12 protein-coding genes are annotated in these 9,939 nt (G+C 72.9%); 3 read left to right on the forward strand and 9 right to left on the reverse strand.

The features are described 5' to 3' along the window. Both AB0C69_RS30470 and AB0C69_RS30475 read right to left on the reverse strand, forming a co-directional pair. A partial coding sequence (locus tag AB0C69_RS30470) for a hypothetical protein (RefSeq protein ID WP_360358515.1) occupies nt 1–492 on the reverse strand: 492 nt, incomplete at its 3' end. Nucleotides 493–504: 12 nt separating this feature from the next. After that, nucleotides 505–846, reverse strand: coding sequence for a hypothetical protein (locus tag AB0C69_RS30475; protein ID WP_345183809.1), 342 nt, complete (start codon nt 844–846; stop codon nt 505–507). A gap of 93 nt (nt 847–939) precedes the next feature. Here AB0C69_RS30475 and AB0C69_RS30480 point away from each other — a divergent pair, with 93 nt between their 5' ends. After that, nucleotides 940–1,179: a hypothetical protein gene (locus tag AB0C69_RS30480; RefSeq protein WP_360358516.1), complete on the forward strand. Its 240-nt coding sequence runs from the start codon at nt 940–942 to the stop codon at nt 1,177–1,179. A 12-nt stretch (nt 1,180–1,191) separates the two neighbouring features. Here AB0C69_RS30480 and AB0C69_RS30485 read toward each other — a convergent pair whose 3' ends face one another. From AB0C69_RS30485 to AB0C69_RS30495, 3 genes are all read right to left on the reverse strand, one after another. Beyond that, a complete protein-coding gene (locus AB0C69_RS30485) occupies nt 1,192–1,518 on the reverse strand; it encodes a hypothetical protein (RefSeq protein ID WP_360358517.1) in 327 nt (108 codons plus the stop codon). Between the two features lie 178 nt (nt 1,519–1,696). Then, the gene (locus tag AB0C69_RS30490) at nt 1,697–2,200 is read right to left on the reverse strand and encodes a hypothetical protein (protein ID WP_345183815.1); all 504 of its coding nucleotides are present in this window, start codon (nt 2,198–2,200) and stop codon (nt 1,697–1,699) included. A gap of 209 nt (nt 2,201–2,409) precedes the next feature. Further along, nucleotides 2,410–3,552: an acyl-CoA dehydrogenase family protein gene (locus AB0C69_RS30495; protein WP_360358518.1), complete on the reverse strand. Its 1,143-nt coding sequence runs from the start codon at nt 3,550–3,552 to the stop codon at nt 2,410–2,412. Nucleotides 3,553–3,626: 74 nt separating this feature from the next. Between AB0C69_RS30495 and AB0C69_RS30500 the strand changes: the two genes are divergently transcribed. Then, complete coding sequence (locus AB0C69_RS30500; protein WP_353835813.1) at nt 3,627–4,202, forward strand: TetR family transcriptional regulator; 576 nt, start codon at nt 3,627–3,629, stop codon at nt 4,200–4,202. On the opposite strand, the gene AB0C69_RS30505 is transcribed toward AB0C69_RS30500, so the two are convergent. Genes AB0C69_RS30505 through AB0C69_RS30520 form a run of 4 tightly spaced genes read right to left on the reverse strand, consistent with a single transcriptional unit; the run spans nt 4,199 to nt 8,028 of the window. Next, nucleotides 4,199–4,801 (reverse strand): ATP/GTP-binding protein, encoded by a 603-nt coding sequence (locus AB0C69_RS30505; protein ID WP_345183820.1) that lies wholly within the window; start codon nt 4,799–4,801, stop codon nt 4,199–4,201. The two genes, AB0C69_RS30500 and AB0C69_RS30505, sit on opposite strands and share 4 nt — an antisense overlap. Continuing rightward, nucleotides 4,782–5,156: a DUF742 domain-containing protein gene (locus tag AB0C69_RS30510; protein ID WP_185025215.1), complete on the reverse strand. Its 375-nt coding sequence runs from the start codon at nt 5,154–5,156 to the stop codon at nt 4,782–4,784. Before AB0C69_RS30510 ends, AB0C69_RS30505 begins: the two co-directional genes overlap by 20 nt. Nucleotides 5,157–5,164: 8 nt before the next feature. Beyond that, entirely contained in the window at nt 5,165–5,605 is a 441-nt protein-coding gene (locus AB0C69_RS30515; protein WP_205718435.1) for a roadblock/LC7 domain-containing protein, read from the reverse strand. Further along, on the reverse strand, nt 5,602–8,028 hold the full coding sequence (locus AB0C69_RS30520) for a nitrate- and nitrite sensing domain-containing protein (protein WP_360358519.1): 2,427 nt from the start codon (nt 8,026–8,028) through the stop codon (nt 5,602–5,604). Before AB0C69_RS30520 ends, AB0C69_RS30515 begins: the two co-directional genes overlap by 4 nt. Before the next feature lie 477 nt (nt 8,029–8,505). Here AB0C69_RS30520 and AB0C69_RS30525 point away from each other — a divergent pair. Then, nucleotides 8,506–9,939: M28 family metallopeptidase (locus AB0C69_RS30525; protein WP_360358520.1), on the forward strand; the 1,434-nt coding region annotated here is incomplete at its 3' end.

A 9,939-nucleotide genomic window follows, 5' to 3' on the forward strand; every position in this document is an offset into this window, starting at 1 on the left:
GGCGCGCGGGCCCGCGACGCCGCGGACGGCGTCGCGCTCCTCCGAGCCCAGCGCGTGCCAGAAGCTGTCGCGGAGCCTCCCGGACCGGTCGGCGGACCGCTCGCGGACCCCCTGCGCCCGGGCCGACGCGGCCCCGGCGCGCGCGAACCCGGCGAGCGGAGCCACGAACAGGGCCAGGACGGCGAACGTGAACGCCGCGAGCAGCGCCGCCGCGGACGTCCCGGTCTCCGCGGCCGCCCACGCCGTGCACACCGCCCCGAGGACGCCGAACGTCACGGCCCCCCGCGCGAGCGCCCGCCCCGGATCCGCCGCGTGCGAGGGCGCGGGCCCCGGCCCGTCCGCGGCGAAGGCGGGCGAGGCGTCGGAGAACGCCTCCAGCAGCAGCCGCGCCCGGCCCGCTCCGCCCGGCGGCGCCGTCCCCGGCCCGCCGGCGGCCGGTGCGTCGGAGAACGCCTCAAGCAGCCCGCGCCAGCCGCGATCAGGACTCGGCATCGCTTCCCCCGTTCATCCGGCCCGACCGGGCCCGTCGTCGTCCTCACCGTCGCCGCCCGGGCCCGGCGGCAGCGCCCAGAGCGCGTACCGGCCGAGTTTCGCCATGACGGCCGGGGCGCTCGCGCCGCACGCGAACGCCAGCCACGGCGCGTCGATCAGGTCGCTCGCCGCGGCCGCCGACGTCACCATCGCGGCGAGCGCGCAGTGCAGCGCGCAGGCGAACAGGTAGTACCGGCCGCCCGGTCCCTTCGGGTAGCGCCAGGGCGGCCCCTTCACGCGCCGGTTCGCCTCCAGGAACGCCAGCGTGCGGTTGGCCGCGGCCCCCATGAGCCCCCACACGACGAACTGCCACATGACCCGACGGTAGGGTCCGGGGCGGCGGCAGATAGTGACACGCCGCACAAATCACCCATGAGCGATGCGCTCGGGTTCGGGTAGGTGTGCCGCATGGGTCCTGAAGAAGCCGGCGCCAAGGTCAAGCTCGCCACCACCCGCTACCGCGACCTCGCGGAACAGGTCGAAGCCGCGAAGGACGATCTGCTGAACGCCTACGCGGACGCGGCCCGCGAGGGCGTCGCCCCCGAGGAACTGGCCGCCGGCTCCCCGTTCACCGCCGACGACATCCGCCGCGAACTGCGCAAACGCGGCACCGAGCCGGGCGAGGGCGCCGCCGGCCCGCGAGGGTAGGCGGCGCCGGGGTCAGGCGGACGCCTTGTGGACCTTGAGGAAGGCCCGCTGCTGGCCGAAGAAGAAGATCACGGCCCACAGCACCCAGACCAGGCTGTAGCCGGCGTGTCCGCTGAACAGCGCTCCGACCGCGCCGACGACGGCGCCGACCATCGCGGGCAGGCAGGTCGCGAAGGTCAGGCGGGGCATCGCCGAGCCCGACAGCAGCAGGCTGATCAGCAGCCCCGGTGAGGCGAGGGCCGCCGACTGCGGCGGGAACACCGCGACCATGCCCTCGTCGTAGGGAAGGAACACCATGAAGATCGCGGTGGCGATTCCACCGATGGCGCCGAACAGCATCGGCCCGCCTCCGCTCGATCGAGGTGACGGCGACGGTATTCCCGCTCCGCGGGCGGGGGCCCCTTCGCTGAGGGGATCTGGCCGGATGTGGGCGGCACCACACCCGCGACCCTGGTCTCCTTGCAGCCTGCCCCAATCGGGCGATCTCCCTGAGCAGGACGGGCTGGGCCGCGCATCCTCAGCGGGCGTCGCGGCGGGCTTGGCGGCGGGCGCCCTTGGCGCGGGTGGCGGCGTGGCGGCGGTTCAGGGCCGGGTCGGCGGTCGTGGGTCTGCGGCGAGCCGTCGTTTGGGGCGTCATCGACTCGGGTTGCGGGGCGCCGGGCTGATGCGGGGTTGGGCGGGACGGGTTGGCCGCGGCGATGCGCTCGGCTTTGATCTCCGAGGCGCTGCGCCTTGCGGCCCTGGCCAGATACCAGCTCACGCGGGCCAGGGCGTCCTCGAACACCTCTGCCTTCTGAGCGGCGCGGGTGTTCTTCGGACGGGCCTTGCCCCGTCCGCCGTGTTCCTCGATCCGCGCGCTCGCGCTGCGGCGGTACAGCTTGCTGTACTTGTTGCGGGCGCGCCGGATCCGCGTGTGCAGATCGACGAGCCCGTCCTCGGTGAGGTCGGAGAGTTCGGCCCTCCCGGTCTCCCGGACGAGAGCCTTCTCGGGCTCGTTCAGCGAGTTCAGCAGCGCCTTCATCAGCCCCCCAGACGGTCGGTGCGGCCCTGTCGAGCGTCGCACGAACCTTCGCAAAGGGTGGGACGAGAACACCCCAAGAACGGCAGACACCGCAGCTTATGATCGCTTGTGGCCGGTCACCGCTTCACGTCCAGCCAACCGGGCCGAAACGGGACCGGATATCGGATCGGGTCAGAGCGGTGTGGTGAATCGGCAGGTCATCGCGCTGCTCATCGGGCGAGGTGGCGGGAGATGACCAGGCGCTGGATCTGGTTGGTGCCCTCGAAGATCTGCATGACCTTGGCCTCGCGCATAAAGCGCTCGACCGGGAAGTCGCGGGTGTAGCCGGCGCCGCCCAGGACCTGCACGGCGTCCGTGGTGACCTTCATGGCGTTGTCGGTGGCGACCAGCTTGGCGACGGACGCCTCGCGGCCGTAGGGGCGGCCCGCGTCCTTGAGCCGGGCGGCGGCGAGGTAGGTGGCGCGCGCGGACTCGACGGCGGCGGCCATGTCGGCCAGGACGAAGGCGAGCCCCTGGTGGTCGATGATCGCCTTGCCGAAGGCCTCGCGCTCCTTGGCGTAGCCGACGGCGGTGTCGAGCGCGCCCTGGGCCAGGCCGGTGGCGACCGCGGCGATGCCGAGGCGGCCGGCGTCGAGGCCGGCGAGGGCGATGGACAACCCCTGGCCCTCGTGGCCGATCAGGTGGTCCGCGGGGACGCGCGCGTCGACCAGCCGGACGGTCGCGGTGGTGGAGCCCATCAGGCCCATCTTGTCCTCGGGCTCGTCGAACTCCAGCCCGGGGGTGTCGGCGGGGACGTGGAAGCAGGAGATGCCGCGCGACTTCTCCTGCGACGTGCGGGCCATGACGGTGTAGAAGTCGGCCTTGCCGCCGTGGGTCGTCCACGCCTTGGCGCCGTTGAGGACGTAGGAGTCGCCGTCGCGGACGGCCCTGGCGCGCATCGCCGCCGGGTCGGAGCCCGCGTGCGCCTCGGAGAGGCAGTAGGCGCCGAGGCGCTCGCCCGAGAGCATGTCGGGCAGCCACCGCGCACGCTGCTCGTCGGTGCCGAAGGCGAAGAGGGGGAAGCAGGACAGGGCGTGGACGCTGACGCCGACGCCGACGCTCGCCCAGGCCGCCCCGATCTCCTCCAGGACCTGAAGGTAGATCTCGTAGGGCTGCTCGCCGCCGCCGAACTCCTCCGGGTACGGGAGCGTCAGCAGGCCCGCCCGGCCCAGCGTCGTGAACGTCTCCCGGGGGAACGTCCCGGTGCGCTCGGCGTCCGCGACGCGCGGCGCGAGCTCCTTGGCCGCGATCTCGCGGGTGAGCGCGATCAGGTCCTCGGACTCGGCGGTCGGCAGGTGCCGGGTGGCGGGCATGGGCGGTCTCCTTTCGGCACCGCCAACCGTACCAAAGGCAGTACCGGCGAACCCGTTTTGGTACTGTCGCCGTCATGACCTCGGTGGACGAACGGGCGACCCGGGCGTCGCGGCGGCGCGAGACGCTGATCGACCGGCTCATGGACCTCTTCCTGGAGCGCGGGTTCGCGGAGCTGGGCGTCGCGGACCTGGCCGCGCTGCTGCGCTGCTCCAAGAGCACGCTGTACTCGGTCGCGGCGAGCCGGGAGCAGATCATCACGGCCGTCGTGCGGGCCTTCTTCCGCCGCGCCACCGAGCGCGTGGAGGCCGCGGTCGACGGCAGCGCCGACCCGCGCGAGCGGGTCGGCGCCTACCTGCGGGCGATCTCGGTCGAGCTGGCCCCCGCGTCCGCCGCGTTCTTCGCCGACCTCGACGCGTTCGCCCCCGCGCGGGAGATCTACAAGAGCAACACCCGGTACGCGGTGCGGCGCGTGCAGGGCCTCGTGCGGGAGGCGGCGCCGGGCGGCGACGCCGCGTTCGTCGGCGCCGTCGCCGGGCAGGTGATGGAGTCCATCCACCGCGGCGAGATCAAGGCGCAGACCGGCCTGGACGACTCGGCCGCCTACGCCGCGCTCGCGTCGCTCATCGTGGCCCGGATGGCGGCCGGCTAGCTCCGGGCCGCCTGCAGGGCGTGCTCGACGAGCGCCACCAGCACGCCCCGCGCCACCTCCCGGCTCCGCACGTCGCACATCATCACCGGGACCTCCGGATCGACGTCGAGGGCGTCGCGGATCTCCTCCACGGTGTAGCGGCGGGCGCCCTCGAACCGGTTCGCCGCGATGACGAACGGGATCCCCCGCTGCTCGAAGAAGTCGATGGCCGCGAAGCTGGTGCTGAGCCGGCGGGTGTCGACCAGCACGATGGCGCCGACGGCGCCGTAGGCGATCTGGTCCCACATGAACCAGAACCGCTCCTGGCCCGGGGTGCCGAACAGGTACAGCCGGACGCCACCGGAGAACGTCAGCCGCCCGAAGTCCATCGCCACGGTCGTGGTGGTCTTGCCCTCCACCCCGCCGAGGTGGTCGACGCCCACGGACGCGTCGGTGAGGACCTCCTCGGTGCGCAGCGGACGCACCTCGCTCACCGCGCTCACCAGCGTTGTCTTGCCGACGCCGAAGCCGCCGGCCACCAGGACCTTCAGGGTGTGGAGCGGGACGTCGTCGTCGCGTCCGTGCGCGGTGGCGGTCGGGTCAAAGGCGGCGGAGTTCATCGAGCACTCTCATGAGGATGCGGGGGTCGGGGCGTTCGGTCTGCGCGGCCTGCGGCATCTCCTCGATCAGGCCGTACTGGTGCAGGTCCTCCAGCAGGATCTGCACGACCCGCAGCGGCAGGTCGGTCTCCGAGGCGAGGTCGGCGGGCGTGGAGGGCCGCCCGCACAGCTCCAGCAGCCGCCGCTGCTCGCGCGACAGCCAGACCCGGTCGGCCGGGGTCCGGCCGGTCGCGACGAGGACGGTCACCAGGTCCAGGACGAGCCCGCGGGGGCGGGTGCGTCCGCGGGTGACCGCGTAGGGCCGGACGACCGGGCCGGCGTCCGACCCGACCCAGCGCTCTCTCGGGCTCTCCACGGCCGGCTCTAGCCTGACGCGCCCGAGCGCACCGGCGGGTCCTGCGACTCGGCGCCGCGCGGCTGGGCCGCCAGCGTGCGCCGCACCCGCTTGATCAGCATGGTCGTCTCGTAGGCGACCAGCCCCGCGTTGCCGCCGGCGTCGCTCAGCACGGCCAGGCAGCTCCCGTTGCCCGCCGGCATGACGAAGAACAGCATGCCGTCCAGCTCGACGACGGTCTGCCGCACCTGCTTGGCCTGGAAGTGCTCGCGGGCGCCGTTGGCCAGGCTGTGGAAGCCCGACGACAGCGCCGCGAGGAACTCGGCGTCCTTGCGGGTGACGTCCCCCGAGGCGCCCATGACCAGGCCGTCCCTCGACAGCAGGACGGCTTGGCGGACCTCGCCGACCCGCTGCACCAGATCGTCGAGCAGCCAGTCGAGCTCGCCCGAGGCGTTGCCCTGCCGCATCATGACTCCCCCCATTCATCGCGTGGATCAAGCTCGCCCGGATCGTCGTCGACCCTGCCGCGCAGCCATCCCGACTGCAGCGACGCCATCAGGTCGCGGCTGAGCTCCGGGCTCGGTTCTTCGAAATCGTCCTCGCCGGCCGCCGCGGCGGGCCGGCCGTGCCGCGGCGCGGAGCGCCCGCGCAGCTGCGGGGCCAGGGAACGCTGCCGCACCCGGCGCGGAAGCCGTCCCGTGACCTCGCTGTCCTCCACCCCGCCCGGCCGGGGCTCGGCGCCGTCCGGCCGGACCCGGCCCTCCGGCGGGTCGAGCGGCGGGTCGGACGGCGGCGCCGGCGGCGGCACGGCGCCCGCCCCGGCGGGCAGCCCGGCGGGCTCGCCGGACGGCCGCTCCCGGACGACCCGCCCGGGCAGCGCCGGGCGCGACGGGCGGCCGAGCCGTGCCTGGCCCGCGCCCGCGGCCGACCCGACCGGCTGCGGCGTCCCGGGGGCGTGGCCGCGCGCCATGTGCCAGTCGTCGTCGAGGACGACCAGCGCGTGCGGGACGAGGACGATCGCGGTCGTGCCCCCGTACGGGGACGGCAGGAGCGAGACCTGGATGCCGTGCCGGGCGGCGAGCCGCGCGACCACGAACAGGCCGAGCCTCTCGGTGTCGACCAGGTCGAACTCGACGGCGCTGGCGAGCCGCCGGTTCAGGTCCTCCAGCTCGTCGGGATCCAGGCCGACGCCCCGGTCGACGACCTCGACGGCCAGCCCGTTGGCGACGGTCTCGACCTTGACGGTGACCTCCGTGGCCGGCGGGGAGAACGACGCCGCGTTCTCGATCAGCTCCGCCAGCAGGTGGATGACGTCGGCGACGACGTCGCCGCCGACCGCGGCCGAGGACGCGCCGGTCACCTCCACCCGCGTGTAGTCCTCCACCTCGGCGATCGCGGCGCGCACCACGTCCTCGGCGGCGACCGGATGGTCCCAGGCGCGGACGGTCGGCGACCCCGACAGGATGACCAGGCCCTCGGCGTGCCGCCGCATGCGGGTGGTCAGGTGGTCGAGGCGGAACAGGTCGTCGAGCTCCTCGGGGCTGGAGGCGCGCCGCTCCATCTGGTCGAGCAGCCGCAGCTGCCGGTGCAGCAGCGACTGGCTGCGCCACGACAGGTTGATGAAGACGCGGTTGATGCTGGCGCGCAGCTCGGCCTCGCCGACCGCGGTGCCGACCGCCGTGCGCTGGACGGCGTCGAACGCGTCGGCCACCCGGGCGATCTCCCTCGTCCGCCCCCGCTCCGGCCGCGGCGCCTCGGCGTCGACGTCGACCTTCTCGCCGCGCCGCAGCCGGGCCACGACCGCGGGCAGCCGCTCGTGCGCGAGCCGCTGCGCGAACGCCTGCAGGTCCCGCAGCTCCCGCGCGAGCCGCCGGGCGAACAGCACCGAGAGCGTCACCGAGGCGGCCACGATCAGCAGGCCCACGACGCAGGCCAGGAAGAAGCGCAGCATGATCCGATGTCCGGCCGGCTCGACGACGTCGTCGTTCAGGACGTCGCCGAGGCGGGAGGAGGAGGTGAACCACAGCGGGGTCAGTTCCTGCGTGGCCGTCCGCCACTGCCGGACGCCGGGATTGAGGCCCTGCCAGCGGATCTGGGTCTCGATCAGGGTGAAGGTTCCGTAGGCGGACGACGTGGCGAGCTGCTCCACGACCCGGGACAGCGCGCCGGTCACCTCCACGCGGGCGAGCGAGAAGAACTGCTCGCGGTTGCCGGCCCAGCCCGAGAAGGCCATGCGCTCGGCCGCGGTCAGCCGGCGCGCGCCGGCCGCGGACATCAGGGCGTCCTCGCGCAGCATGAAGTCGCTCGCCCACGAGAAGTGGGTGATCCCGGCGCTCTGCCGGTACACCTTCGTGTCGTTGACGCTGATGAAGGTCGTCAGCAGCCGGAACGTCGAGTCGGAGAAGCCGCTGTAGGCGTCGATGGCCTGCACGGTGCTGGCCGCGTGCTGGGTGATCTGGGCCCGCAGCGGTTCGAGCTGGTCGAGGCTGTCGTCCAGCGCCTCCATGCGCTCCCAGAGCTCGGGGCCCATCGCGTCCTTGAGCCGGGGCTTGAAGGCCGCCGAGCGGAAGGCCGCCACGGCGGCGTCGGTCTTGCTCGCGAGGTCCTCGTAGGCCCGCCTGTCGGCGGCGGTCCGCGCCGTCAGGACGGCCACGGCGGCGGCGCGCTCGCGCTGGAGCGCCCCGATGACGGCGCCGGCCGGCAGCCCGACGTCCTTGTACATCCGCGTGAACTCCGACCGCTGCAGCGCGGCGGACAGCGTCGTCCCGGCCGAGAACACCCACAGCGAGACGAGAGCGGTGAGCGGGATGGCGAGGAGCATCGCGATCCGCCGTCCGACCGGCCGCGTGCGCGGCCGCTCATGGGAGCCATGAAGCTGCTCGGGCTTCGTCACCGGCCCACACTCCTGATCGTCTTCGAACCGGCCGTCCCCGACCGACCTGGCGGGACGGGAGCATACTTAGTTCGATTTGCCGGGGACCAGAGGCTTCACCTGCGGCGACTTGTGACCTCTCGCGTGCGCCGCGTGAACTCGCGCCTTCCGGGCGGGTGCGCGGCGATCTCCGGACGCCGCGCCGGCGTGGCGCGTCCGGCCGCGCCAGGCCCGCCTTTATCGGACGTCATTGCAGGTCAGGGGTTGAGGTTCGATAATTGATCTTGTAATGGAATGGCATTCGGGGCCTTGTCGAACGCGTCGGCGGAGCGCGGGGAAGGACGCCGAGGGGTAATCGGCGGTGGCGTGTCAACCGTGTTAGCCCGGTGAAGAACGAGGCCAATATTGGCCGTTTTGATGCTGAGTCGTGTCTTGTTGCGAGAAATGACAGGTGTCAAGCTTCGCTTTACTTTGTCCCCCCATCAACGGAGACCGAGCATGCGCAGAGCCGCGCTAGCCGTCCTCGCCGGGCTGTCGCTCGCCGCCACCACCGTGGCCGCGGCGCCCGCCCACGCCGCCGGCCCGGCCCAGTCCAAGCTGGCCGCGCTCGTCAAGCTGAGCGACGTGCGGCACCACCAGCTGAACCTGCAGAAGATCTCGGACGCCAACGGCGGCAACCGGGCCGCGGGACTGCCCGGCAACAAGATCACCATCAAGTACATCGCGGACCAGCTCAAGCGGGCCGGATACGCGCCGGTGGTCCAGAACTTCGAGTTCGACTTCTGGCAGGAGCTGTCGGAGCCGGTTCTCGCCGAGACCGCGCCCGAGCCGAAGACGTTCGCGCCGCACGGCGACTTCGAGACGCTCCAGTACTCCGGGTCGGGCGACGTCACCGCCCCCGCCACGGCCGTCGACCCGGCGGCGACCGGTGACGGCAGCGGATGCGAGGCGGGCGACTTCGCCGGGTTCCCGAAGGGCCACATCGCGCTGATCCAGCGCGGCGGCTGCTTCTTCTCCCTGAAGACCGACAACGCCGTCGCCGCCGGCGCGGCCGCCGTCGTCATCTACCAGCTGCCCGACCAGCCGGGCCCGGTCGGGGGGACGCTGACCACGCCCTACGGCCTGCCGGTGGTCGGCCCGACGAACGCGGTCGGCAAGGCCCTCGTCCAGCAGGCGCAGAACGGCGGCGTCACGCTCCGGGTCAGGACCGACACCCTGAACGAGAAGCGCCAGGCCGCGAACGTCATCGCCGACACCAGGCGCGGCAGGGCCGACAACGTCGTGGTGGTGGGCGCGCACAACGACAGCGTCACCGCCGGGCCCGGCATCAACGACGACGGCTCGGGCACGGCGACGCTGCTGGAGATGGCCAAGCAGATCAACAAGCTCGGATCCAAGGTCCGCAACAAGGTGCGGTTCGCCTTCTGGGGCGCCGAGGAGGAGGGCCTGCTCGGCTCCCAGTACTACGTCGACAACCTCCCGCAGGCCGAGCGTGACAAGGTCGCGCTGATGCTCGACTTCGACATGCTCGCCTCGCCCAACTACGTGAACTTCGTCTACGACGGCGACAACAGCGCGGGCGAGAACAACGTCGAGGCCCCCGCCGGGTCCGGCGCGATCGAGAAGGCGTTCGTCGACTACTTCGGCAAGCGGAAGCTGCCCACCGACCCGACGCCGTTCAACGGACGCTCGGACTACGACGCGTTCATCAGCGTCGGCATCCCCGCCGGCGGCCTGTTCACCGGCGCCGAGGGCATCAAGACCCCCGAGCAGGCGAAGCGGTACGGCGGCACCGCGGGCCTCGCCTACGACCCGTGCTACCACCAGGCCTGCGACCGGTACGACAACGTGAACCTGAAGGGCTTCGACCAGATGATCGACGGCACCGCCGCGGTCACCGAGCTGTTCGCGCACAGCACCCTGACGGTCAAC

The sequence above is a fragment of the Actinomadura sp. NPDC048032 genome (genome assembly GCF_040653175.1).
In the GTDB taxonomy this organism is placed as follows: Bacteria; Actinomycetota; Actinomycetes; order Streptosporangiales; family Streptosporangiaceae; genus Spirillospora; species Spirillospora verrucosospora.

Bases quoted from the DNA above. Each gene is read 5' to 3' on its own strand.
- AB0C69_RS30485 (WP_360358517.1), bottom strand. From the start codon at position 1,518: ATGCTGTTCGGCGCCATCGGTGGAATCGCCACCGCGATCTTCATGGTG.
- AB0C69_RS30495 (WP_360358518.1), bottom strand. From the start codon at position 3,552: ATGCCCGCCACCCGGCACCTGCCGACCGCCGAGTCCGAGGACCTGATC.
- AB0C69_RS30505 (WP_345183820.1), bottom strand. From the start codon at position 4,801: ATGAACTCCGCCGCCTTTGACCCGACCGCCACCGCGCACGGACGCGAC.
- AB0C69_RS30480 (WP_360358516.1), top strand. From the start codon at position 940: ATGGGTCCTGAAGAAGCCGGCGCCAAGGTCAAGCTCGCCACCACCCGC.
- AB0C69_RS30515 (WP_205718435.1), bottom strand. From the start codon at position 5,605: ATGATGCGGCAGGGCAACGCCTCGGGCGAGCTCGACTGGCTGCTCGAC.
- AB0C69_RS30500 (WP_353835813.1), top strand. From the start codon at position 3,627: ATGACCTCGGTGGACGAACGGGCGACCCGGGCGTCGCGGCGGCGCGAG.
- AB0C69_RS30475 (WP_345183809.1), bottom strand. From the start codon at position 846: ATGTGGCAGTTCGTCGTGTGGGGGCTCATGGGGGCCGCGGCCAACCGC.
- AB0C69_RS30490 (WP_345183815.1), bottom strand. From the start codon at position 2,200: ATGAAGGCGCTGCTGAACTCGCTGAACGAGCCCGAGAAGGCTCTCGTC.